General features: G+C 67.9%; 2 protein-coding genes. Both read left to right on the plus strand.

Annotation, left to right across the window (positions count from 1 at the left end; genetic code table 11):
- On the plus strand, positions 1-1,089 hold a 1,089-nt coding region (locus EN749_RS35825; RefSeq protein WP_128364940.1), incomplete at its 5' end, for a heme biosynthesis protein HemY.
- A 36-nt stretch (positions 1,090-1,125) separates the two neighbouring features.
- The coding region (locus tag EN749_RS35830; RefSeq protein ID WP_189367976.1) for a TerB family tellurite resistance protein at positions 1,126-1,362 on the plus strand (237 nt) is incomplete at its 3' end.

Here is a 1,362-nt window from a genome sequence, read left to right on the forward strand (position 1 = left end):
GCCAGGCATTATGCCGGCCGCGCCGCGGTGATGGCGCCGCAACTGGCCTGGGCGGCGGAATCGACGCTGGAAGAGTTGACCGCGCGCGGCGACTGGGACGGCGCCCTGAAACTGGTCGACGCGCAGAAATCGACACGGCAGATCGAACGCGATGCCGCCAACCGCCGCCGCGCCGTTCTGTTGACCGCCAAGGCGCAGGCGCTTGCCGACAGCGATCCCGCCGCCGCCAGGACTGCGGCGATCGAGGCCAACAAGCTGCGGCCGGACTTCGCGCCCGCCGCCGTTGCCGCCGCGGCCGCATTGTTCAAGCAGAACGATGTGCGCAAGGGCTCGAAGATACTCGAGGCGGCCTGGAAGGCCGAGCCGCATCCGGAGGTCGCAGAGCTCTATACCCATGCAAGGCCGGGCGACGCCGTGCTCGACCGCCTCAACCGGGCGAAGAAGCTGCAGGAAATGAAGAAGAACCACGCCGAATCGTCGATGACGGTGGCGCGCGCCGCGCTCGACGCGCAGGATTTCTCGACCGCCCGCCGCGAGGCCGAGGCGGCGATCCGGATGGACCGCCGCGAGGGCGCGTATCTGCTGCTCGCAGACATCGAGGAGGCCGAAACCGGCGATCAGGGCAAGGTGCGGCAGCTGCTATCCAGGGCGGTGCGGGCGCCGCGCGATCCGGCCTGGGTCGCAGACGGCGTGGTATCGGAACGCTGGGCGCCGGTGTCGCCGATCACCGGCCGGCTCGACGCCTTCGAGTGGCGTGCGCCGATGGAGCGTCTCGGCCAGTTGATCGACAGCCATGATGACGTGCCAGCCGGTGCGGCGCCGGTCATCGAAGCATTGGCAAAGCCGACGAGCGAAAAAGGGCCGATCGAGGTGATCGATGACGCCGGTGGCGAGACGTCGGCGGGCAAGCAAGCTGAAAGTCGCGAAGAAGATCATGTCAGGCCGATCACGGCAGCGGCCTTCGCCGCGGTGCCGAGCGATGCCGAGGGCGTCGATCCGGCCGAGGAGCTTGCGCGGTTGCCGGACGATCCCGGCGTCGATCCGGACGAGGAAGCGGAGAAATCGCCGCGCCGGTTTCGATTGTTTTGAGTTGGGCAGGCCGTCAGGCCGTTGGGGTATGGATCTATGTTTGAACGCGTTCTGTCGTTTCTCAGGGATTTGCCGGCCGGCGCCGGCACTCGTGCCAGCACGGACGATCCGCGCATCGCCGCCTCGGCGCTGCTCTACCATGTGATGAATGCCGATGGCGTGCGCCAGGATGTCGAGTGGGAGCGGTTCAAGGCGGTGCTGGCGGAGAGCTATTCGATCAGCGGCACGGAACTTGAGGCACTTGCCGCCGCCGGCGAGCGGGCCGACAATGAG

It is taken from the genome of Mesorhizobium sp. M7A.F.Ca.ET.027.02.1.1, assembly GCF_004022985.1.
In the GTDB taxonomy this organism is placed as follows: Bacteria; Pseudomonadota; Alphaproteobacteria; order Rhizobiales; family Rhizobiaceae; genus Mesorhizobium.